Raw genomic sequence first — 19744 nt, forward strand, 5'->3', positions numbered from 1 at the left:
GGGATCCGGCATGAACGCCATCAGGGGCCAGGCCCGTATCGGGGATAGCCGCCTGGCGGCGCGGCTGGCGCGCGAGACGCAGGGCGAAGTGCTGTTCTCCGCCGGCGCCCGCGGCCGCTACGCCACTGACGCCTCGATCTACCAGATGGAGCCGATCGGCGTGCTGGTGCCGCGCACCGCCGAGGACGTCGTTGCGGCGATGGCGATCTGCCGGGAGGAGGGCATCCCCGTGCTGCCGCGCGGCGGCGGCACCAGCCAGTGCGGCCAGACCGTCAACCGTGCGCTGGTCATCGATTGCACGAAGCACCTGCGTCGCGTGCTCTCGGTGGAGGGCGATACGGCGCGGGTGGAGCCCGGCATCACGCTGGGCGCGCTGAACGAGGCGTTGAAGAACGGAGGACAATTCTACCCGGTGGATCCATCCACCTGGATGCGCTGCACCATCGGCGGCATGGCGGCGAACAATTCCTGCGGCTCGAAATCCATCCGCTACGGACTGATGGCCGACAATGTCCGCGCCATCGACGCGATCCTGGCCGATGGCACGCGGTTCACCTTCGGCGAGCTGCCGGACAATCTCGGCCCCGACGTGCCGGGCAGCGTCGCCGACCTGGTCGCGAAGCTGCGTGCCATCGGCGCACGCGAGGCGGCGGAGATCGCCGAACGCTTCCCCGCGCAGCTTCGCCGCGTCGGCGGCTACAACCTCGATGCGCTGACGCCGGATGCGCGCGCCAATGGTCGCGCGTCACTGGCACGGCTGCTGGTCGGCAGCGAAGGCACGCTCGCCTTCTCCGCCGCGCTGGACCTGAAGCTCTGGCCGATCAAGCCGCGCAAGGTGCTCGGCATCTGCCAGTTCCCCTCCTTCCGCCGCGCGATGGAAGCCTCGCGGCACTTGGTCACGCTCGACCCCGAGGCGGTGGAGTTGGTGGACCGGACGATGATCGAGCTCGGCCGCTCCATCCCGATCTATCGCGGCACCATCGAGAAGATCCTGATCGGCGAGCCCGACAGCCTGCTGATCGTCGAGTTCCACGGGCAGGAGGATGGAGCGCTGCTCGCCGCGCTGGACCGGCTGGAGGAGATGATGGGCGACCTCGGCCTGCCGGGCCAGGTGGTACGCGTCACAGATGCCGGCTTCCAGGCGCAAGTCGCCGAGGTTCGCGAGGCCGGGCTCAACATCATGATGAGCATGAAGGGCGACGGCAAACCCGTCTCCTTCATCGAGGATGCCGCGGTCGCGCTGGAGGACCTGGCCGACTACACCGAACGCCTCAACGACGTCTTTGCGAAGCATGGCACGGTCGGCACCTGGTATGCGCATGCCAGCGTCGGCTGCCTGCATGTGCGCCCCGTGCTGAACATGAAGGATGGCGCCGATGTGGCGAAGATGCGCGCCATCGCCGAGGAATGCTTCGCGCTGGTGCGCGAGTACAAGGGCAGCCATTCCGGCGAGCATGGCGACGGCATCGTGCGTTCCGAGTTCCACGAAAGCATGTTCGGCGCCCGCATCGTGCGTGCCTTCGAGCAGGTGAAGGACGCCTTCGACCCCGCCTCCCCTGCCCTGCCGCACGGGCTGCTCAACCCGAACCGCATCGTGCATCCGCCGCGCATGGATGACCGCACGCTGCTGCGCTACCACACGGGCTACGCGGCCGATCCCGCCATCACACCCGCACTCGACTGGAGCACGTGGCCGGGGCCCCAGGGTGGCCTGCTCGGCGCGGTCGAGATGTGCAACAACAACGGCACCTGCCGGAAGTTCGACGCCGGCACGATGTGCCCCTCCTACCGCGCCACGCGCGACGAGCAGCACGTCACGCGCGGCCGCGCCAATACGCTGCGCCTGGCGCTGACCGGGCAGATCCCGGGCGGGCTCGCCTCGGATGACGTGGCCGACGCGCTCTCGCTCTGCGTCGCCTGCAAGGGCTGCAGGCGCGAATGCCCGACCGGCGTGGACATGGCGAAGATGAAGGTCGAGGCGGCACATGCGCGAAACGCCGCGCGTGGCGTCAAGCTCAAGGACCGGCTGATCGCCACCATGCCGCGCTGGGCGCCCTGGGCCGCGATGGCGGCACCCGTCGTCAACTGGCCGGCGATGATCCCAGGCGGGCCGGCGATGCTCGGCTTCGCCGACCGCACCCTGCCCCGCTTCCGGCGCGACGCCTTCCACGATTGGGAATGCCGCGAACCCGATGGCCGCGCGGGCGAGGTCATCCTGCTGCCCGACCTGTTCAACCGCTACTTCGAGCCGGCCAATATCCGCGCCGCGCTGCGTGTGCTGCGCGCCGCCGGCGCCGACCCGGCCGTTGCGCGGCCGCCACGTGGCACGCGGCCGCTCGACGACGGCAGGACGTATCTCGCCGCCGGCATGGTCGCCGAAGCGCGCGAAGAAGCCGGGCGCACGCTGGAGGTGCTGTCGCGCTGGGAAAGCCCGGTGCTCGGCCTGGAGCCTTCCTGCCTGATGACGCTGCGCGACGAGTTCCTCTCGCTGCTGCCCGGCGAGGCCTCGGCGAAGCTGGCGTCGCGGGCGAAGCTGGTCGCCGAATGGCTGGCGGAGACGAAGCCCGCGCTGCGGCTCAGGCCGATCGAAGGCGAGGCACATATCCATGGCCATTGCCACCAGAAGGCCTTCGGCGCCTTCACGCCGACGGTTGCGATGCTGGCGGCGATCCCCGGTCTGAAGGTGGTGCCGATCACCTCCTCCTGTTGCGGCATGGCCGGCGCCTTCGGCTATGAGGCGGCGAATCTGGAGGTGAGCCGGGCGATGGCCGAACTTGCGCTGCTGCCGCATATCCGCAAGACGAAGGCGGAGGCCTTCATCCTCGCCGACGGCACCTCCTGCCGCCACCAGATCCACGACCTGGCGGGCCGCGAAGCGATCCACTCCATCCGCCTGCTGGAGCGCGCCCTGGCATGACCGACGACCCCGACCGCCTGCTCGCCTTCTGGTTCCCGGACGGCTTCGATGCCTTCCGACAAGCCTGGTTCGAGCGGAGCGACGCCTTCGACGCCGCCTGCCGCGAGGGCTTCGGCGCGCTCGTCGTGCCCGCCCGCGAGGGTGCTCTGGACGCCTGGGCGGAGACGCCGCGCGGCGCGCTGGCGCTGCTGCTGCTGCTCGACCAGTTCCCGCGCAACCTGTACCGCGGCAGCGCCGAGGCCTTCGCCTCGGACGCGCATGGCCGCGCCGTCGCACGCCGCGCGGTGCTCGACCGGCGCTTCGATCTTGCCTTGCCGGCGACCGCGCGGATCTTCCTCTATCTGCCCTTCGAGCATGGCGAGGCCATGGCCGACCAGGATCTCTCCGTCGCGCTGTTCGAGGGGCTGCGCGACATTCCCGCGCATGCGGCGCCGAACGGCACCATCGATTACGCCTGGCGGCATCGCGCGGTGATCCAGCGCTTCGGCCGATTCCCGCATCGCAACACCGCGCTCGGGCGCGAGAGCACGCCGGCGGAAGCCGCGTGGCTCGCCGCCGGCGGCGGGTTCTAGCCGGCGATCGCCGCGGCCACCGCCGGCGCCAGGCCGCGGAACTCCGCCGCGCGGGGACTCTTCGGGCGCCAGGCGAGCGCCAGCGCGCGGCCGGGCGTCGCGGTGCCTTCCAGCGGGCGCACCTCCACCGGCGCGCCGGCCAGCACACCGGCATCCAGGGCAAGCTTCGGCAGCAGCGTGACGCCGAGGCCACCGGCCACCATCTGCACCAGCGTGTGCAGGCTGGTCGCGGCGAAGCCTTCCTCGCCCGCCGGCGCGAAGCCGCGCGGCAGGCCGCAGGCAGCTTCCGCATGGGCGCGCAGGCAGTGCCCATCCTCCAGCAGGAGCAACCGCTCGCCGGAGAGTGCGGCGACGGGCACACGCTCCCGCGCCGCCAGGTGGTGGCCCTGCGGCAGCGCAACCAGGAACGGATCCTCGCTGACCGGCAGCGTCTCCATTGCGCCCGTCGCCGGCAATGCGAGCAGCAGCAGATCGAGCCGCCCGCCCTCCAGCCCCGCCACCAGCCGCTCCGTCAGATCCTCCCGCAGCCAGAGGCGCAGCCGGGGGAAGGCGGCGCGGAGCGCCGGCATCAGCCGCGGCAGCAGGAACGGGCCGATGGTCGGGATGACGCCGAGCCGAAGCGGCCCGCTCAGCGGGTCGCGCGCCGCCGCCGCCGTCTCCGCCACCGCTTCCAGCGCGCCGAGCGCCGTCCGCGCGCGCGCCACCAGTTCGAGGCCGAGCGGCGTGAAGACCGGGCGCTTCGTCGGCGCGTTGCGCTCCAGGAGGGCGGCGGCAAGCTGGCGCTCCAGCGCGATCAGCCCGGCCGAAAGGGTGGATTGCGTCACCGCGCAGGCGCTTGCGGCGCGGCCGAAATGGCCGTGGTCGGCCAGGGCGACGAGGTAGCGGAGCTGCTGCGGACTGGGAAGGATCATCGAGCGGTTCGATCGAAGCAGGGGCCAAGCATCGTTACGGCATTTTCAGCGGCGACGGAATCGCCGGCCGGGCCGGCCAGCGCGGCGCTGCGGCGGTGCCGCCGGCCCGCATCGGGATTGCTGGCTGAACTGCGCGTGAAGCGACCGCTCGGGCGCCGTTCGCCACTCGACAGCCAAGTGCCTGTTTCTCCGTGGCTTCCCGCAGCGTGCCGCGCAGATCGACCGAGTGAGCCGATGGTGGAGAGCAAGCTTGTCCATTGGAACAATCGTATACGCCTGAGTCGGCCTGTCCTCCGCACGCCCTTCCGGCGCGCGGCAAAGGAGGAAAACGGCGATGTTCCTGAGGATCGACCGGCTGCAGGTGGAAATGCCCCTGCCGAAGGAACCCGACCCCGTCGCCGCCGCAGCGGTGCAGGAGCTCATGGGCGGCCGCTTCGGCGAGATGACCACCCTCAACACCTACATGTTCCAGTCCTTCAATTTCGCCAGCGCGACCAGCTGCGGCCCTTCTATGCGCTGATCGCCAACATCGCGACCGAGGAGCTGGGCCATATCGAGCTGGTCGGCACCGCGGTGAACGGCTTGCTGAACGGCGCGTAGCCGAAGGGCAGCACGCAGCAGGGCGAGACGCCATTCCGCGAACTACTCGCCCATGGCGGTGCCGGGCTGAAGGCCCATGTCGCCCCCGGCCCGAGCGCCGGCGTGACCTGCACGGACAGCCTCGGCAATCCCTGGCGCGGCGACTACATCTTCAACTCGGGGAACCTGGTCCTCGACCTGCTGCACAATTTCTTCCTGGAGAACGGCGCGCGCACAGCCAAGCTGCGGGCCTACCAGACCACGTCGAACCCCGCGGCGCGGCGGATGCTCGGCTACCTGTTCACGCGCGGCGGCGTGCATGCCCATGCCTATGCGCTGGCGCTGGAGCAGCTGACGGGCGTGGACATGAAGAAGATGCTGCCGATCCCGAACCTGCAGCCGGAGCAGATCCCGGAAAGCCGCCCGTTCCTCGAGGAAGGCTGGCACCGCCGGCTCTACCGCTTCTCGATGAGCGACTACGACGAGATCCGTGCGAATCTGGAAGGGCGACGCCCTGGACGGCTCCGGCCCGCTCGAGGTGCGCGACGGCCCGCCGGCTGGCGGCGCGATGCAGCCGCTGGAAGCCATGCCGGAAGCCTTCATCCCGGACTACCACCCGCAGGAGATCCTGGAGATGGCGCAGAAGCTCTACCAGAAGGCCAAGGGCTGAGCGCGGTTTGACTGATCCGTCACCGGATGATCGGCGGGGACGATCATCCGGGATGGAAACTCTCATTGGATTTTTGCGGCGCACAACGGCAATGAGGGGCACGGGCGCCCGTGGCGCCCGGCGAGCCCTCCCTATTCGTCAAGGATTTGTGCGTCTATGCTCACCGTTGGTGACAAGTTCCCCACGTTCAAGCTGACTGCCGTGAAGGCCGGCCCCGAGGGCCTCGGCGGCCCCGGCAAGTCCTTTGCCGAGTTCACTGAGAGCACCGATGCCGGCAAGTGGAAGGTGGTGTTCTTCTGGCCGAAGGACTTCACCTTCATCTGCCCGACCGAGATCGCCGCTTTCGGGAAGCTGGCCGGCGAGTTCGCCGACCGCGATACCATCTGCTACGGCGTCTCCACCGACAGCGAGTTCGTCCACCTGAACTGGCGCGTCTACAACGAGGACATCCGCAACCTCGAGATCCCGATGCTGGCCGATGTGAAGCGCGAGCTCTCGGCCGCGCTCGGCATCCTCGACAGGGAGGCCGGCGTGCCGCTGCGCGCCACCTTCATCGTGGACCCGGACCACACCATCCAGTGGGCCTCGGTGAACGGCCTGAACGTGGGCCGCAACCCGCAGGAAGTGCTGCGCGTGCTCGACGCGCTGCAGACCGACGAGCTCTGCCCCTGCAATTGGGAGAAGGGCAAGGACGTGCTGAACCCCGAGGCGCTGTTCGACAAGGCGGCGTAACGCCGCTTCTCCCTCCCCCGCCTTCGCGGGGGAGGGTCAGGGCCTGGGGGCGACCCCGCTGCCTTCCCTTCCACCACAGGTCAGATCGCCAATGTCCCTCGAATCCATCCGCGGCCGCCTGCCGGACTACGCCAAGGACCTGAAGCTCAATCTCGGCAGCCTGGCCGCCGAGCCCGCGCTCACCCAGCAGCAGCGCGCCGGCACCTTCATCGCCTCGGCGATCGCCAGCCGCAACGCCGAGCTGACCGCGGCACTCACCGCCGAGTTCGGTGCGAAGCTCTCGGCCGAGGCGCTGATCGCCGCCAAGGCGGCGGCCGCGATCATGGGCATGAACAACGTCTATTACCGCTTCACCCACCTGGTGGGCGGCGACTACGCCTCCATGCCGGCGAAGCTGCGCATGAACATCATGGCCAGGCCCGGCGTCGAGAAGGTGGATTTCGAGCTGTGGTCGCTCGCCGTCTCCGCCATCAACGGCTGCGGGATGTGCATGGAAAGCCATGAGAAGGTCGTGCTGCATGGCGGGTTGGGCAAGGAACAGGTGCAGGCCGCCGTCCGCATCGCCGCGGTGGTGCATGCGGTGGCCGGCGTGCTGGATGCCGAGGACGCGCTGGCGGCGCAGCTGCGCGCCGCGGCCTGACCGCGGGATCGCCATGCGAGGCGCGCTCGGCGCGCTGATCGCTGCGGCGCTGTCCGGCGCCGCGGCGGCCGAGCCGGTGAGGCTCGCGCTTCCGCTGACACCCGCCTGCATCTCCTCGCCCTTCGGCCCGCGCGGCGCGCCCGGCCCGCGCGGCAGCAGCCTGCATCGCGGCCTCGACATCCCGGCGCCGGCCGGCGCCTGGGCCCGCGCCGCGGCGGCGGGGACGGTCACGGCGATCCGCCGGCGCGGCGGACGCGGGCTGGAGGTGGAGCTTCGCCACGCCGACGGACGCGTCACCCGCTACGCCCATCTCGGCAGCGTCGCCCCGCGTCTCGCCGGGGGCGGCAGGCGGGTCGCGGCCGGCGAGCGGATCGGCCGTATCGGGCGCAGCGGCATCACCTACGGCACGCATCTGCATCTGGAACTGCTGGAAGGCGGGCAGCCGGTGGACCCCGCCCCCGCCTTCGGCCTGCTGCCCTGCCTGTCGCGCTGACCCAGGCCTATCCGCCGAATCCAGCCTGTCGCGGCAGCCACAGCGCCAGGTCCGGAAACGCGATCAGCAGCCCGGTGCCGAAGGCCAGCATGAGCATGTAGGGGTAGATGCTGCGGTTCACCTCGCCCAGCGAGGCGCCGGTGATCGCCTTGATGACCACCAGGTTCAACGCCACCGGCGGCGAGATCAGCGCCATTTCCAGCGACAGGGTCAGCAGGATACCGTACCACACCTTGTCGATGCCGAGCACGTCGAGCAGCGGCAGGATCGCCGGCATGGTCAGCAGGATGATCGAGAAGCTCTCCAGCACCAGCCCGAGCACGAAGAGCAGCACCATCATCGCGACGAGGAAGCCGGTGCGCGACAGGCCGAGATCGGCCACCAGCTGCGTCAGCTCCTGCGGCACCTGCAGCTTGGTCAGCATGTAGCCGTAGATCGCCGCCCCGGCGATGATCATCAGCAGCATCGCGGAGGTGCGCGTCGCCTCCTGCACGCCGTCCAGCAGGTCGCGCCAGGTCAGCGCGCGGTAGATGATCGCCGCCACCAGCAGCGCATACAGCGTGCCGGTGCCAGCCGCCTCGGTGGCGGTGAAGATGCCGAGATAGATGCCGCCGAGCACGAAGATCGGCAGGCTGAGCGACCAGCTCGCGCGCAGCAGGACGACGCCCATCATCTCGGGTGGCGGCTCGTCGGCCGGCGCCTTCGCCCTGCCTTCGGTGACGAAGACGTAGAGCGCGAACATCCCCGCCATCATCAGGCCCGGGATCACCCCGGCAAGGAACAGCGCGGCGACCGAGGTTTCGGTGACGTAGGCGTAGAGCACCATCGGTGCCGAGGGCGGGATCAGGATGCCAAGCGTGCCGCCGCCCGCCACCACGCCGAAGGCACCGCGCCGGCTCATGCCGTAGCGGAGCATCTGCGGGATGGCGATCTTGCCGATGGTCAGCGCCGTGGCGACCGAGCTGCCGCTGATGGCGGCGAAGATGGTGCAGGCCGCGACCGTCGCCATGCCCACCCCGCCGCGCACCTTGCGCAGCAACGCGAAGGCAGCGTTGTAGAGATCGTCCACCACCTTCCCGCGCACCATGATGTGCGCCATCAGCATGAAGAGCGGAATGGCGACGAGCAGGTAGCCGTCGAGCTTGCCGAGCACCATCTCGCCGAGCGCCGGCACGCCGCCCTCGACATGCAGCAGCACGCCGAGCGGCAGCAGGAACAGCGCCGCGAACATCGGCATGCCGAGGTACAGCAGCGCGATCAGCCCGCCGAGCAGCAGGAGGAAGGTCACGCCCGGCCTAGTCCGCCCGCGCCAGCGGATCGCGCGCCAGCACGTCGTCCTCGGGCCGCGGCAGATGCACCGGATCGCGCCCCGCCAGCAGCAGCACCGCCTGGCAGAGCGAGACCAGGAGGAGCAGCGCCGCGCCGAGCGGCATCAGCGCCTGCACCCACCAGATCGGCACGCCTTCCAGGTCACTCATCAGCCCGACCATCCGGCTGAAGGCCACCATCTCCCACCCCGCCAGCAGCAGCATCACCGCCACGGCGGCCACCGAGAGCACGCCGACCAGGTGCGCCGCGCGCGCCAGCCGTGGGCCGACGCGCTTCACCGCGATGTCCACGCCGATATGCTCGAAGCGGCGCTGCGCCTCGGGTGCGGCGAGCATCACCAGCGCCACCACCAGCCAGCCGGCGACCTTGTCGGTCCAGGGCTCCGGCTGGCCGAGCAGGTAGCGCATGCCGACGGCGTAGCCGACGAGCAGCAGGCAGCAGATCGTCGCCACCGCGCCCAGCGCGCCGGCCAGGCGCGACAGCGTGGCGACGCCGCGTTCCAGCCGCCTCACCGCGGCGCCCGTCGGGTCAGGCCGCCGGGATGCCGCGCAGCAACTCGATCGAGCGCGGGCCGCCTTCCGGAGCCAGGCGCAGGAAGGCCGCGATGACGGGCGGCTGCATCGCTTCACGCCAGGTGGCGCTCTCGGCGGGCGTCTGCTCGTGGATGGTCATGCCCTTGGCGCGCAGCTCGCCGACGGCCGCGGCAGCAGTGGCTTCGGTGACGTCCATCTGGTCGGTCTCGGCCTTGCGCGCCGCCGCCTCGATGAAGCCGCGATGCGGCGCGCTGAGTGCGCTCCACCAGCGCGGATTCACATAGACATGGCTGATCACCGAGAAATACGGCGCGACGGTGCCGTATTTCTGGATCTCGTAGTAGCGCCGGGAGACCGCGGCCGAGACGTCGGTCAGCCCCGCATCCAGCACGCCCGATTGCAGCGCCGCCGAGACCTCCGGCCCCGGCATCGCCGAAGGCGCGGCGCCGACTGCGGTCAGCGCATGGTCGGTGAGCGCATTCAGCCCGCGGATCTTCAGGCCGCGGAAATCCTCGAGGTTCACGATCGGCTTGCGGTTCGAGGTGAAGATGCTCTGCCGGGTCGTGTAGAGCCACATCAGGTTGCGCACCGCGCGGCGCTCCAGCAGGCCTTCCAGGAACTTCGCGGCCTCGCTGCCGGGGAAGCGGCGGATGCGGGCGATGTCGGTGAACAGGTAGGGGATGGTGGGGGCGTTCATCTCGGGGATGGTGGTGCCCCATTGGAAGTTCACCGCCGCCGCCGCCTCGAAGGCGCCGCGGGCCACGCCGGGGAAGTTCTCGCCAGCCTTGGCGAGTTGCTCGGCCGGGAAGACCTGCACCTCAACCTGGCCGCCGGAGCGCTGCTTCACGTCCTCGGCGAAGGCGGCGATGACGCGGGCATTATGGTGCGAGGGCGGGAACTGGTGCGACAGGCGCATGGTGACCTGCGCCTGGGCGCGGGCCCCGCGCAGGGCGGGCGCAGCCAGCAGCGCACTGGCGGCGAGCAGGTGGCGACGGCGCATCATGAATCCTCCCGTTGCGGTCTTGCAGTCGGGGTGACCATTGCGGGACGCCGCGGCGCCGGTCAACATCCCGCCATGCGGATCAGATGCGGCCGGGCGCCGGCTGGATTCGGGATCGGAATGGGCGCGACAGGGATTGAACCTGTGACCCCCTCCGTGTCAGGGAGGTGCTCTCCCGCTGAGCTACGCGCCCGCTTCGCGGGACGCCTGATTAGCCTCGGCGCAGCACGCGCGCAACCCTGCCGCATCGGGCCTGCCGCCGCCACGTGACAGTCAGCGGGGATGACAAGCAGGCGGTGGCTGTGGCTTGATTTAGCGGCGCATGGACCTGCCGCTCCCCCCTCCCGACGCCCTGGCGGCTCCGCCGCCCTTCCGGCTGATCCGGCCGCAGCGGCAGGCAATCCCGGTGGTCTTCGCCTCGCCCCATAGCGGTGCCCACTACAGCGCCGACTTCCTGGCCGAGGCGCGGCTGGACCCGGTGGCACTGCGGCGCAGCGAGGACAGCTTCGTGGACGAGCTTTTCGCCACGGCGCCGGACTACGGCGCGCCGCTGCTGGCGGCAACCTTCCCGCGTGTCTATTGCGACGCCAACCGCGAGCCCTGGGAGCTCGATCCCGGCATGTTCGACGGGCCGCTACCGGCCTGGGTCAACAGCTCCTCCCCCAGGGTCGGCGCGGGGCTCGGCACGATCGCCCGCGTGGTCGCCTCGGGTGAGCCGGTCTACCGCAACAAGCTGGCCTTCGCGCAAGCCGAGGCACGGGTGCGCGACTGCTGGCAGCCCTACCATGCCGCGCTGGCCACGCTGATCGAGGAAACCCGAGGCAGCTTCGGCGTCTGCCTGTTGCTCGACTGCCATTCCATGCCGACCCAGCCGGTGAATGGCTCGCCGCCGGCGGACTTCGTGCTGGGCGATGCGCACGGCACCTCCTGCGCGCCGCGCGCCACCAGGCTGCTGGAGGAGGCGCTGACCGAGCTCGGCTACCGCGTGCGGCGCAACGACCCCTATGCCGGCGGCTACGTCACCCGCCACTACGGCGCCCCGCGCGAGGGCGTGCATGCCCTGCAGATCGAGGTCGCACGCCGGCTCTACATGGACGAGGCGCGGGTGCAGCGTGGGCCGGGCATGGGGAAGCTGCAACGCGACCTGGGCGCGCTGATCGCCAGCCTCGCGGGGACGGACTGGTCCTTCCTGGTGCGCTGAGCTCTTGGCGTCCTGCCGCAAAAAAAGCGGCGGTGCCTTGCGGCACCGCCGAGTTTAGGGAGGAAACGTCCAAGAAAGACAACAAGCAGGAAAAACCTTACTTGCTGCGATGCACAAAATAGGGGTCCGGGCCTGGGTGCGCAAGCGGCTTTTTTGCAGCGCAGCAGAAATCCGACATGCGTGAAGCGCATGTCACGTGAGCTGACCGGCGAGCGTCAGCGCGTAACGCGTTCAGCCTGCGAATTCGGCCCGGATCGCCGCGCCATGCTCGTCGAGTGCGGGCACGCGGCCGCCGGCTGGCGGGGCGTCGCTGAAGCGCGCGGCCGGCGCGGCCAGGCTGACCGGGCCGTTCGGCGTGGAGACCGCGATCCGGCGCAGCGCCGGATGCCGGGCAAACTCGGCCACGCCGTTGACGAAACCATAGGCCGTGCCGGCGGCATCGAGCTTCGCCGCGGCCTGCCCTCGCGTCAGCCCCGCGAAGATGCGGCCGACATGCGCATCCACCACCGAGCGATTGGCCACGCGCTCGGTGTTGCTGCGCCAGCCCTCGCGCGACGGCAGCTCCGGCTCGCCGAGGACGCCGGAGCAGAAGCCGGCCCATTCGCGTTCGTTCTGGATGCTGATCAGCACCAGCGCGCCGTCGGCACAGGCGAAGGCGCCATAGGGGCAGATCGAGGGATGCGCGAGGCCGACGCGCTCCGGCGCGCGGCCGGTGCCTTCGAAGAAGATCAGCGGCACGTTCATCCAATCCGCCATCGCGTCGAACAGGCTGACGGCGATGCCCGTGCCGCGGCCGGTGATGCCGCGGGCGATCAGCGCCTCCAGCACCGCGGCGTGGGCGTTCATCCCGCAGGCGATGTCCACGACCGAGACGCCGACCCGCCCCGGCCCCGCCGGGTGGCCGGTGATGGAGGCGAGGCCGGATTCGGCCTGCACGAGCAGGTCGTACGCCTTCATGCGCGCGTATTCGCCTTCCTCGCCATAGCCCGAGATGTCCACGGTGATCAGCCGCGGATGCTTCGCGCGAAGTTCCGCGCTGCCGAAGCCGGCGCGGGCCAGGGCGCCGGGGGCGAGGTTCTGGATGAAGACGTCGGCCTTGGCCAGCATGCGCGCGAGCAGCACCTTGTCGGCCGGGTCCTTGATGTCGAGGGCGATGCTCTGCTTGCCGCGGTTCAGCCAGACGAAGTAGCTGGACTGGCCGGCGGCGGCGGTGTCGTAGCCGCGCGCGAAGTCGCCCTCGGCGCGCTCGATCTTGATGACGCGCGCGCCGGCATCGGAGAGCTTGACGGAACAGGTCGGCGCGGCGACCGCCTGCTCCATGGAGATGACGAGCAGGCCTTCGAGCGACTTAGTCATTCCTGCCTTTGCCTCGCCAGATGCGCAGAAACCCGATCAGATCCCGGGCGAACCATGCTGCCAGCAGCGCCGACAGCAGGGCAGCCCCGGTCCAGACGACCTTGTCGCCCAGATTGCCCGCCCTCATGGCGGCGGCCCATCCGGCCGCGATGGCGGCGCTGCCGGCGATCAGCATGAAGCTGACGCAGACGCCCGTCTGGATGCCACGCCAGGCCAGTCGCAGGACGGGCCGCACCGACATCAGTAGCTCCGCGGCATCCCCAGCACGTGCTCGCCGATGTAGCTGAGGATCAGGTTCGTGCTGATCGGCGCCACCTGGTACAGCCGCGTCTCGCGGAACTTGCGCTCGATGTCGTATTCCTCGGCGAAGCCGAAGCCACCATGGGTCTGCACGCAGGCCTCGCCGGCGGCCCAGCTGGCCTCGGCCGCGAGCATCTTGCCCATGTTGGCTTCCTCGCCGCAGTTCTCGCCACGCTCGAACTTCGCCAGGCCCTGCTTCACGATGGCCTCGGCGGCGCGCATCTGCGCATAGGCCTTGGCGATCGGGAACTGCACGCCCTGGTTCGCGCCGATCGGCTTGCCGAACAGCACGCGCTCCTTCGCATAGTTGCGCGCCTTCTCGATGAACCACTTGGCGTCGCCGATGCACTCGGCGGCGATCAGCAGCCGCTCGGCGTTCATGCCGTCCAGGATGTAGCGGAAGCCCTTGCCTTCGACGCCGACCAGGTTCTCGGCCGGCACCTCCATGTTGTCGAAGAAGACCTCGCAGGAATTATGGTTCATCATCGTGCGGATCGGGCGGATGGTGAGGCCCTTCCCCAGCACCGTCCGCATGTCCACGATGAAGGTCGAGAGGCCCTCGGTCTTCTTCGCCACCTGGTCGCGCGGCGTGGTGCGGGCCAGCAGCAGCATCAGGTCGGAGTGTTCCGCGCGGCTGGTCCAGATCTTCTGGCCGTTGACGATGTAGCGGTCGCCCTCGCGGCGTGCGGTGGTGCGCAGCGCGGTGGTGTCGGTGCCGCTGGTGGGTTCCGTCACGCCGAAGGCCTGCAGCCGCAGCTCGCCGGCCGCGATGGCGGGCAGGTACTGTTCCTTCTGCGCCGGGCTGCCGTGCCGCAGGATGGTGCCCATGATGTACATCTGAGCGTGGCAGGCGGCGCCGTTGCAGCCGGCGGACTGGATCTCCTCCAGGATCGCCGCGGCACCGGAGAGCGGCAGGCCGGCGCCGCCGAACTCCTCCGGGATCAGCGCCGCGAGCCAGCCGGCCTCGGTGAGCGCGTTCACGAATTCGGTCGGGTAGCCGCGCCGGGCATCCAGCTCGCGCCAATACTCACCGGGGAATTTCGCGCAGAGCTTGCGCACCTCGGCGCGGATCTCGGCGTGGGGGTCGGCGGGGGTGTGGTGATCCATGACGGGCTCCTGGGCTCCCGCGATTAGGGCGCGAACGGGCACCTGTCCAGGATCAGCCCAGCAGCGGCAGCACCGAGAGCGCCAGCAGCACGCCCATCGCGATGTTGAAGCGGCGCAGGCTGCGCGCATCCGCCAGCACCCGCCGCGCCCCGGCGCCGAGGCCGGCCCAGACCAGCAGGCAGGGCATCGAGATCAGGCCGAACACCAGCGCGATCGCCACCACCTGCGGCACCAGCGGCGCGCCGGGCAGGGTGTAGCCGGCGATGGCCGCGCCGGCGACCATCCAGGCCTTCGGGTTCACCCATTGGAACAGCGCCGCCTGGACGAAATTCATCGGCGGCTTCGACGGCCCCTCCCCCGGCGGCGGCGCGGTGGCGATCTTCCAGGCGAGCCAGAGCAGCCAGGCCACCGCGACCAGCTGCAGCGCGCCATGCACCGCCGGGCTCGCCGCCAGCGGCCCGGCCAGGCCGAGCCCGACCAGCGCGATCATCGCGGTGAAGCCGAAGGTGATGCCCAGCATGTGCGGCATCACCCGCCACACCCCATGCCCGGCCGCGGCGGCGGCAACCATCAGCACATTCGGGCCCGGCGTCACCGAGCCCGCGATGGCGAAGCCGAGCAGGGGCAGCCAATCCGGCATGCCCATCGTTTTAGGTCAGTAATACTGACCTTGTCAAGCCGGCGATGCGCTCACCCCTTGTGGCGCGTCACCAGCCGCCCCGGCCGCTCGCCGGTGGCGCCCTTGCCAGCCTGGAAGGTCGGCACGCCATTCAGCCAGACCTCCTCGATCCCGATCGAGGCCTGCTTCGGCTTCTCGAAGGTGGCGGCGTCGATCACCGTGGCGGGGTCGAACAGCACCAGATCGGCATAGGCGCCTTCGCGCAGCACGCCGCGGTCCACGATGCCATAAGCCTCCGCGCAGCGGCCGGTCATCTTGTGGACGGCGACCTCCATGCTGAACAGGCCGAGGCCGCGCGCGTAGTGGCCGAGCACGCGCGGGAAGGTGCCCCAGAGCCTGGGATGCGGGTGCGCGTCATGCGGGATGCCGTCGCTGCCGATCATCGACATCGGATGCGCCATGATCCGCTGCACGTCGTCCTCGTCCATCTGGAAGCTGATCTGGCCGGCCGGCAGCAACTGCTCGGCAGCGGCCTTGACGTCGGTGTTCCAGCCGCGGGCGATCTCGTGGAGGTACTTCCCCGCCATCTCCGGGTGCGGGACGGACCAGGTGATCATCACCTTCACGTCCGGGTGCAGGCGGTCGGGCATCAGCACGGTGGAGCCGGCGGGATAGGGATAGACGTCGTAGGCCAGCTGCTGCGTGCGGGCATAGGCCTCGAGCAGCGGCAGCGTCTGGATGCTGCGGCCGTAATTCTCCGGCAGCGAGCATTTGTGGTGGCTGATCTGCACCTGCACGCCGGCGCGCTTGCCGATCTCCATCGTCTCCTCGATGGCCGCCAGGATGTGGTGCGATTCGTCGCGCATATGCGTGGAGTAGAGCCCATCATAGGGCTTCAGCGCCTCTGCGATCGCCACCACCTCGTCGGTCGTCGCATGCATGTTAGGCTTGTAGTAGAGCCCGGTGGAGAAGCCCGAGGCGCCTTCCGACATGGACTGCTTCACCCGCTGGTGCATGTGGTGGATCTCCTTGTCGCGCGCGGCGCGATAGACATCGCCCTCCATTGCCTCGACGCGGAGCGTCTGGTTGCCGACCAGCGCGTAGGTGTTGACCTCGGAGCCCTTGCTGTTGAGCTCATGTGCGTAGTCGCCGAAATCGCCGAAGCGCCACCAGCCGCCGGCGCCCACCAGGTCGAGCGGCGGCGGCGGATCGGCCTTGAAGCGCGCCGGCGCGAGGGAGACGCCGCAGCAGCCACAGACCACCGTGGTTACGCCCTGGCTGATCTTCGGCAGCGTCCCCTCCGGCCCCATCAGCACGGCGCGGTCGTCATGGGTGTGCGCGTCGATGAAGCCAGGTGCCAGCGCCTTGCCGGTGGCGATCACCTCGCGGTCCGCGGAGGCGCCGCCGAGGTCGCCGATAGCCGCGATGCGGTCGCCCGTCACGCCGAGGTCGCCGACGCGGCGGGGCGCGCCGGTGCCGTCGAACAAGGTGGCATCGCGGATGATGAGGTCGCAGCGGAGCGCCATGGATAGAATTCCGTCGGTTCGTGTCGGCGTGGATCATCGCAAGCGCGCGCGCCGAACGGAAGGGAGCGGCGCCCGCCCTTGTGCGTTCGGCGTGGCGAGGAGGCCGCCATGCCGAAATCGCCGAAGCCCACCCCGCCGACCGGCGCGACCGAGCGGATGAACAGCGCCGATCCGGACACTCCGAACACCACGGAAAAGGTCCAGCACGGCACGACCACCCGCAACCCGAAGGCGAAGGTCCCCTCCGACCTGTACCCCGACCCGCCCGGCGTCACCGAGAACACCAAGGGCGCACCGGACGACTGAACCGGGCTATCCGGCCGCCGCCTCGCCGCCGAACTGCGCCGCGTGCAGCCCGCGATACCTGCCACCCGCGGCCAGCAGCGCGGCATGCGTCCCCTGCTCCGCGATGCCGCCATCGGCCACCACCACGATCCGGTCGGCGTCGCGGATCGTCGCCAGCCGGTGCGCGATGACCAGCGTCGTGCGCCCCCGCGCCAGCTCCGCCAGCGAAGCCTGGATCGCCCGCTCCGTCTCGGTGTCGAGGGCGGAGGTCGCCTCGTCCAGGACCAGGATCGGCGGGTTGCGCAGGAAGATCCGCGCGATGGCCAGCCGCTGCTTCTGCCCGCCGGAAAGCTTCACGCCGCGTTCCCCCACCACCGTTTCGAGGCCCTGCGGCAGGTCGGCGATCACCGCATCCAGCCGCGCCCGCCGCGCGGCCGCGCGGATCTCGGGGTCGGTCGCGCCGAGTCGGCCATAGGCGATGTTCTCGCGCAGCGTGCCGGCGAACAGGAACACGTCCTGCTGCACGATGCCGATCTGGCCGCGCAGGCTGGCAAGCGTCAGGTCGCGGATGTCGAGACCGTCCACCGTGATGCGGCCCGCATCGGGTTCGTAGAAGCGCGGCAGCAGCGAACACAGCGTCGTCTTGCCCGCACCCGACGGCCCGACCAGCGCCACCGTCTCCCCCGGCGCAATGGCCAGGTCCACGCCGCGCAACACCGGGCGGGCCGGATCGTAGCCGAAGGTCACGCCCTCGAACCGCACCGCACCCCGCAGCGCGGGCGCTGGCCGCGCCCCGGGCCGGTCCACGATGTCCGGCTCCACGGCCAGCAATTGGAGGTAGCGGCGGAATCCCGCGATGCCCTTCGGATAGGTCTCGATCACCGCGGCGATCTTGTCGAGCGGGCGGTAGAACACGCCGACCAGCAGCAGGAAGGCGACGAAATCGCCGATGCTCATGCTGCCGCGCACGATGAACAGCGAGCCGGCCAACATCACGATCACCTGCACGAAGCGCAGGCCGAGATAGTTCAGCGTGATCCCCGTCGCCATCAGCCGGTAGGCATCGAGCTTGGTGCGCCGGTACTGGTCGTTGTCGGCGGCGAACAGGCGCCGTTCCTCCCCCTCATTGGCGAAGGCCTTGACCACGCGGATGCCGCCGACCGCTTCCTCGATGCGGGCGTTGAAGGCGCCGACCCGGCCGAACTGCTGCTGCCAGTTCGCCGTCATCCGCCCGCCATAGCGCGCGATCACGAAGGCCGCCGCCGGCACCACCAGCAGCGTGATCAGCGCGAGCTCGACATTCACGAACAACATCAGCGCGAAGGCGCCGAGGAAGGTGAGCACCGCGATCAGCAGGTCTTCCGGCCCGTGATGCGCGACCTCTCCGATCTCTTCCAGGTCCTTGGTGAGACGGCCGACCAGATGCCCGGTCTTCTGCCCGTCAAAGAAGCGGAAGGAGAGCTTCATCAGGTGGTCGAAGGCGCGGCGACGCAGTTCCGTCTCGATGGCGATGCCGAGCACATGGCCCCAATAGGTGACGATCGCCATCAGCGCGCCGTTGACCAGGTAGATCGTGAGCAGCGCTGCGATGGCGGCCAGGATCAGCGCCAGATCCTGCACCGGCAGCAGATGGTCGATGAAGCCGCGCACGGCCATCGGAAAGCCGAGTTCCAGCATGCCCGAGAGCGCCGCGCAGCCGAAATCGAGCAGCAGCAGCCGCTTGTGCGGGCGGTAATAGGCGAGGAATTCGCGCAGCATGAGGCAATGGCGTCCGGTTCGCGCCACCGCGGTCGGCCATCCAGCCGCGCTTGTCAACGCTGGACCGCAATAGCCCTCAGTGTGCTCAGGCCTGTTCCGGTCCACCCAGTCAGGAGCCGGCGATTCACGCCCGGGGTGCCCACCTGCGGTGCGCACCCGGGACTGGCTCCTAGCCAGTGGCCTCCATGGCCGGCAGGATGCTTTCCGCCAGCAGCGTGTGCAGCGTGTGCACCTGGCCGTTGGCACGCGGCACCGCGGGGTCGGAGGTCATCACCACGCTGAGCTTCAGGCCCGGCACGACATAGGCCATCTGCCCGCCATAGCCCCAGGCGAAATACACCGCCTGGCCACGCGCCTCGCCGATCCACCAGCCCAGTCCATAAAGCTGCCCGCTCCAGGCGGAGCGTGCCTGCGGCGTCCAGGCCTGCTTCACGAACGCGGCCGGCACCACCTCGCGGCCGGCATGGCGGCCCTCATTGCGCCAGCATTCGGTGAAGGCGAGCAGCGCGCGCGGGCTCATCAGCATCTCGTTGCCGCCGAAATGCACGCCCTCCGGCGCCCGCATCCAGTCCGGGATGGCGATGCCGAGCGGCGCGCCGAGCCATTCCCGTGCCAGCGCATGCAGGCTGCGCCTGGCGGCGCGCGCCAGCACCGCGCCGAGGATGTGGCTCGTGCCGGTCGAGTAGATCATCCGCCCGCCGGGCGTGTCCTCCATCGGCCGGCTCAGCGCGAAGCCGAGCCAGTCGCGGGAGTTGACCCAGCGCCCGTAATTCGCGCCCGAGGTCCGCTCCAACCCCGCGCGCATCGAGAGCAGTTGGCGGATGGTGAGATCGCGCACGCGCGGATCCGCGGCGGGGGGAATGGCGCGGCCGAGTACCGGTCCGATCGGCTGGTCCAGCCCGTCCAGCACGTCGCGTGCGATGCCGATGCCGACCAGCGTGGCGAGCACGGATTTCGACGCCGATTTGATGTTGGCGGGCCGGTCGAGCCCCGGGCCGCGGAACACGCGCTCCAGCACCGGCGCGCCGTCGCACGCAACGATCAAGGTGCGCAGATGCGGCAGCGCGGCGGCGGAGGTGATCGCCGTATCGAGTGTCGCCACCTGCGCCAGCGCGGGCGCAGGCAGCGCAAGCGCAAGCGCAAGCATCGCACGGCGCGGGATGCGGGGCGGCATGCGGCGGAGATGGGTGGCACACCGCCTCGGCCAAGATGCGGT

Annotated in this window: 20 protein-coding genes and 1 tRNA gene; 9 read left to right on the forward strand and 12 right to left on the reverse strand. The window is 70.1% G+C overall.

What is annotated here, in order from left to right; all coding sequences use genetic code 11:
• Positions 1 to 10 precede the first annotated feature (10 nt).
• A complete protein-coding gene (locus ACESM1_RS13650) occupies positions 11 to 2917 on the forward strand; it encodes an FAD-binding and (Fe-S)-binding domain-containing protein (RefSeq protein WP_372620886.1) in 2907 nt (968 codons plus the stop codon).
• On the forward strand, positions 2914 to 3489 hold the full coding sequence (locus ACESM1_RS13655; protein ID WP_372620888.1) for a DUF924 family protein: 576 nt from the start codon (positions 2914 to 2916) through the stop codon (positions 3487 to 3489). The genes ACESM1_RS13650 and ACESM1_RS13655 overlap by 4 nt, the downstream gene beginning before the upstream one ends.
• Here the strand turns inward: ACESM1_RS13655 and ACESM1_RS13660 are convergent.
• Positions 3486 to 4400, reverse strand: a complete 915-nt coding sequence (locus tag ACESM1_RS13660) for a hydrogen peroxide-inducible genes activator (protein ID WP_372620890.1) — start codon at positions 4398 to 4400, stop codon at positions 3486 to 3488. The genes ACESM1_RS13655 and ACESM1_RS13660 overlap by 4 nt on opposite strands.
• A 334-nt stretch (positions 4401 to 4734) precedes the next feature.
• Between ACESM1_RS13660 and ACESM1_RS13665 the strand changes: the two genes are divergently transcribed.
• The 5 genes from ACESM1_RS13665 (at position 4735) to ACESM1_RS13685 (ending at position 7514) form a co-directional block, all read left to right on the forward strand.
• Positions 4735 to 4920 carry a manganese catalase family protein gene (locus ACESM1_RS13665; RefSeq protein WP_372620892.1) on the forward strand — a complete coding sequence of 62 codons (186 nt, stop codon included), beginning with the start codon at positions 4735 to 4737 and terminating at the stop codon, positions 4918 to 4920.
• Positions 4921 to 5102: 182 nt separating this feature from the next.
• On the forward strand, positions 5103 to 5660 hold the full coding sequence (locus ACESM1_RS13670) for a manganese catalase family protein (RefSeq protein ID WP_372620894.1): 558 nt from the start codon (positions 5103 to 5105) through the stop codon (positions 5658 to 5660).
• A 145-nt stretch (positions 5661 to 5805) separates the two neighbouring features.
• Positions 5806 to 6381 carry a peroxiredoxin gene (locus ACESM1_RS13675; protein WP_372620896.1) on the forward strand — a complete coding sequence of 192 codons (576 nt, stop codon included), beginning with the start codon at positions 5806 to 5808 and terminating at the stop codon, positions 6379 to 6381.
• A 91-nt stretch (positions 6382 to 6472) separates the two neighbouring features.
• Entirely contained in the window at positions 6473 to 7021 is a 549-nt protein-coding gene (locus ACESM1_RS13680; protein ID WP_372620897.1) for a carboxymuconolactone decarboxylase family protein, read from the forward strand.
• A 13-nt stretch (positions 7022 to 7034) separates the two neighbouring features.
• Positions 7035 to 7514, forward strand: coding sequence for a M23 family metallopeptidase (locus ACESM1_RS13685; protein ID WP_372620899.1), 480 nt, complete (start codon positions 7035 to 7037; stop codon positions 7512 to 7514).
• Between the two features lie 7 nt (positions 7515 to 7521).
• Here ACESM1_RS13685 and ACESM1_RS13690 read toward each other — a convergent pair whose 3' ends face one another.
• From ACESM1_RS13690 to ACESM1_RS13705, 4 genes are all read right to left on the reverse strand, one after another.
• The gene (locus ACESM1_RS13690; RefSeq protein WP_372620901.1) at positions 7522 to 8802 is read right to left on the reverse strand and encodes a TRAP transporter large permease; all 1281 of its coding nucleotides are present in this window, start codon (positions 8800 to 8802) and stop codon (positions 7522 to 7524) included.
• Positions 8803 to 8809: 7 nt separating this feature from the next.
• The gene (locus ACESM1_RS13695; protein ID WP_372620902.1) at positions 8810 to 9355 is read right to left on the reverse strand and encodes a TRAP transporter small permease; all 546 of its coding nucleotides are present in this window, start codon (positions 9353 to 9355) and stop codon (positions 8810 to 8812) included.
• A 16-nt stretch (positions 9356 to 9371) separates the two neighbouring features.
• Positions 9372 to 10379 (reverse strand): TRAP transporter substrate-binding protein DctP, encoded by a 1008-nt coding sequence (gene dctP, locus ACESM1_RS13700; RefSeq protein WP_372620904.1) that lies wholly within the window; start codon positions 10377 to 10379, stop codon positions 9372 to 9374.
• 118 nt (positions 10380 to 10497) lie between these two features.
• Positions 10498 to 10569, reverse strand: a tRNA-Val gene (locus ACESM1_RS13705).
• A gap of 129 nt (positions 10570 to 10698) precedes the next feature.
• On the opposite strand from ACESM1_RS13705, the gene ACESM1_RS13710 reads away from it, so the two are divergent.
• Entirely contained in the window at positions 10699 to 11577 is an 879-nt protein-coding gene (locus ACESM1_RS13710; protein ID WP_372620905.1) for an N-formylglutamate amidohydrolase, read from the forward strand.
• 231 nt (positions 11578 to 11808) lie between these two features.
• Here ACESM1_RS13710 and ACESM1_RS13715 read toward each other — a convergent pair whose 3' ends face one another.
• From ACESM1_RS13715 to ACESM1_RS13735, 5 genes are read right to left on the reverse strand one after another with little or no spacing between them, the layout of a single operon-like run.
• Positions 11809 to 12933: a CaiB/BaiF CoA transferase family protein gene (locus ACESM1_RS13715; protein WP_372620907.1), complete on the reverse strand. Its 1125-nt coding sequence runs from the start codon at positions 12931 to 12933 to the stop codon at positions 11809 to 11811.
• Positions 12926 to 13174 carry a hypothetical protein gene (locus ACESM1_RS13720; RefSeq protein ID WP_372620909.1) on the reverse strand — a complete coding sequence of 83 codons (249 nt, stop codon included), beginning with the start codon at positions 13172 to 13174 and terminating at the stop codon, positions 12926 to 12928. Before ACESM1_RS13720 ends, ACESM1_RS13715 begins: the two co-directional genes overlap by 8 nt.
• Positions 13174 to 14340 carry an acyl-CoA dehydrogenase family protein gene (locus ACESM1_RS13725; RefSeq protein ID WP_372620910.1) on the reverse strand — a complete coding sequence of 389 codons (1167 nt, stop codon included), beginning with the start codon at positions 14338 to 14340 and terminating at the stop codon, positions 13174 to 13176. The genes ACESM1_RS13720 and ACESM1_RS13725 overlap by 1 nt, the downstream gene beginning before the upstream one ends.
• 52 nt (positions 14341 to 14392) lie before the next feature.
• Entirely contained in the window at positions 14393 to 14980 is a 588-nt protein-coding gene (locus ACESM1_RS13730; protein ID WP_372620912.1) for a LysE family translocator, read from the reverse strand.
• 50 nt (positions 14981 to 15030) lie between these two features.
• Positions 15031 to 16485: an N-acyl-D-amino-acid deacylase family protein gene (locus tag ACESM1_RS13735; RefSeq protein WP_372620914.1), complete on the reverse strand. Its 1455-nt coding sequence runs from the start codon at positions 16483 to 16485 to the stop codon at positions 15031 to 15033.
• Between the two features lie 108 nt (positions 16486 to 16593).
• Between ACESM1_RS13735 and ACESM1_RS13740 the strand changes: the two genes are divergently transcribed.
• Complete coding sequence (locus ACESM1_RS13740) at positions 16594 to 16791, forward strand: hypothetical protein (protein WP_372620916.1); 198 nt, start codon at positions 16594 to 16596, stop codon at positions 16789 to 16791.
• Positions 16792 to 16797: 6 nt separating this feature from the next.
• Here the strand turns inward: ACESM1_RS13740 and ACESM1_RS13745 are convergent, their stop codons facing one another.
• Both ACESM1_RS13745 and ACESM1_RS13750 read right to left on the reverse strand, forming a co-directional pair.
• On the reverse strand, positions 16798 to 18528 hold the full coding sequence (locus ACESM1_RS13745) for an ABC transporter ATP-binding protein (RefSeq protein ID WP_372620917.1): 1731 nt from the start codon (positions 18526 to 18528) through the stop codon (positions 16798 to 16800).
• Positions 18529 to 18697: 169 nt separating this feature from the next.
• Positions 18698 to 19702, reverse strand: coding sequence for a serine hydrolase domain-containing protein (locus ACESM1_RS13750; protein ID WP_372620919.1), 1005 nt, complete (start codon positions 19700 to 19702; stop codon positions 18698 to 18700).
• Positions 19703 to 19744: the final 42 nt, after the last annotated feature.

This window comes from Falsiroseomonas sp. (assembly GCF_041690465.1).
Classification (GTDB): Bacteria; Pseudomonadota; Alphaproteobacteria; order Acetobacterales; family Acetobacteraceae; genus Falsiroseomonas.

What these genes read in the sequence shown, in the direction of transcription:
- ACESM1_RS13660 (WP_372620890.1), bottom strand. Translation starts at nt 4,400, where the DNA reads ATGATCCTTCCCAGTCCGCAGCAGCTCCGCTACCTCGTCGCCCTGGCC.
- ACESM1_RS13735 (WP_372620914.1), bottom strand. Translation starts at nt 16,485, where the DNA reads ATGGCGCTCCGCTGCGACCTCATCATCCGCGATGCCACCTTGTTCGAC.
- ACESM1_RS13725 (WP_372620910.1), bottom strand. Translation starts at nt 14,340, where the DNA reads ATGGATCACCACACCCCCGCCGACCCCCACGCCGAGATCCGCGCCGAG.
- dctP (WP_372620904.1), bottom strand. Translation starts at nt 10,379, where the DNA reads ATGATGCGCCGTCGCCACCTGCTCGCCGCCAGTGCGCTGCTGGCTGCG.
- ACESM1_RS13720 (WP_372620909.1), bottom strand. Translation starts at nt 13,174, where the DNA reads ATGTCGGTGCGGCCCGTCCTGCGACTGGCCTGGCGTGGCATCCAGACG.
- ACESM1_RS13750 (WP_372620919.1), bottom strand. Translation starts at nt 19,702, where the DNA reads ATGCCGCCCCGCATCCCGCGCCGTGCGATGCTTGCGCTTGCGCTTGCG.
- ACESM1_RS13730 (WP_372620912.1), bottom strand. Translation starts at nt 14,980, where the DNA reads ATGCCGGATTGGCTGCCCCTGCTCGGCTTCGCCATCGCGGGCTCGGTG.
- ACESM1_RS13680 (WP_372620897.1), top strand. Translation starts at nt 6,473, where the DNA reads ATGTCCCTCGAATCCATCCGCGGCCGCCTGCCGGACTACGCCAAGGAC.
- ACESM1_RS13740 (WP_372620916.1), top strand. Translation starts at nt 16,594, where the DNA reads ATGCCGAAATCGCCGAAGCCCACCCCGCCGACCGGCGCGACCGAGCGG.
- ACESM1_RS13745 (WP_372620917.1), bottom strand. Translation starts at nt 18,528, where the DNA reads ATGCTGCGCGAATTCCTCGCCTATTACCGCCCGCACAAGCGGCTGCTG.
- ACESM1_RS13675 (WP_372620896.1), top strand. Translation starts at nt 5,806, where the DNA reads ATGCTCACCGTTGGTGACAAGTTCCCCACGTTCAAGCTGACTGCCGTG.
- ACESM1_RS13650 (WP_372620886.1), top strand. Translation starts at nt 11, where the DNA reads ATGAACGCCATCAGGGGCCAGGCCCGTATCGGGGATAGCCGCCTGGCG.
- ACESM1_RS13665 (WP_372620892.1), top strand. Translation starts at nt 4,735, where the DNA reads ATGTTCCTGAGGATCGACCGGCTGCAGGTGGAAATGCCCCTGCCGAAG.
- ACESM1_RS13710 (WP_372620905.1), top strand. Translation starts at nt 10,699, where the DNA reads ATGGACCTGCCGCTCCCCCCTCCCGACGCCCTGGCGGCTCCGCCGCCC.
- ACESM1_RS13655 (WP_372620888.1), top strand. Translation starts at nt 2,914, where the DNA reads ATGACCGACGACCCCGACCGCCTGCTCGCCTTCTGGTTCCCGGACGGC.
- ACESM1_RS13685 (WP_372620899.1), top strand. Translation starts at nt 7,035, where the DNA reads ATGCGAGGCGCGCTCGGCGCGCTGATCGCTGCGGCGCTGTCCGGCGCC.
- ACESM1_RS13715 (WP_372620907.1), bottom strand. Translation starts at nt 12,933, where the DNA reads ATGACTAAGTCGCTCGAAGGCCTGCTCGTCATCTCCATGGAGCAGGCG.